The organism is Citrobacter sp. Cpo142 (assembly GCF_030332425.1).
In the GTDB taxonomy this organism is placed as follows: domain Bacteria; phylum Pseudomonadota; class Gammaproteobacteria; order Enterobacterales; family Enterobacteriaceae; genus Citrobacter; species Citrobacter portucalensis.
In genome coordinates this window covers 1-577 of sequence record NZ_JAOWHW010000026.1, presented here as the reverse complement: position 1 = coordinate 577, position 577 = coordinate 1, and the positions used below count along the sequence as shown (strand labels likewise).

1 pseudogene is annotated in these 577 nt (G+C 49.6%); it reads right to left on the bottom strand.

Going from position 1 to position 577, the window contains the following annotated elements:
• Positions 1-75: 75 nt before the first annotated feature.
• Positions 76-399, bottom strand: a pseudogene (locus tag OGY18_RS00970) (Tn3 family transposase); the annotation flags it as partial.
• Positions 400-577 lie beyond the last annotated feature (178 nt).

The window sequence follows — 577 nt, the reverse complement described above, 5'->3', positions numbered from 1 at the left end:
GGTTCTCCGAATGAAAGCCTGTCCTCAGCATAGTACTGGGAAGGAGGGAGTGACCATCTCATTAAATATCCTACGTTAAGCCTGTTTTTTATACAGACTGCTATCTACTGAGCGTAACGAACGGTATTTTCCCTGTCCCAGCTTGAGGTTTGTTCGCCAGACGTAATCTCCACTCAAGTTGATGTGTTCCCATCCCAGCGGGGACAGATGAGAAATCAGCTGTTCATTTAGTGGGATCCCTTTTCGCTTCAGAGAATCTATGGCTCTTTCTATATATACCGTATTCCACAGTGAGATCGCCGCAGTCAGCAATGTCAGCCCGCTGGCCCGGTAGCTCTGGTTTTCCAGTCCCCGGTCTCTGATTTCCCCCAGCCGGTGCATAAAGACTGCTCGCGCTATAACAGCGCCCCCCCCCACGAATCCCTGAATAACCTGACACCGGAAGAGTACCGGCTGATGGCTGAAACCCCGGAAATCTCAAAAAGTGCGCGGAACTAGGGGTCAGTTTGGATATCGAAAATTATTGTACTATAAGGACTTCCCCGGCATGTCAAAGCCGGTATTTATGGTTTCTGTC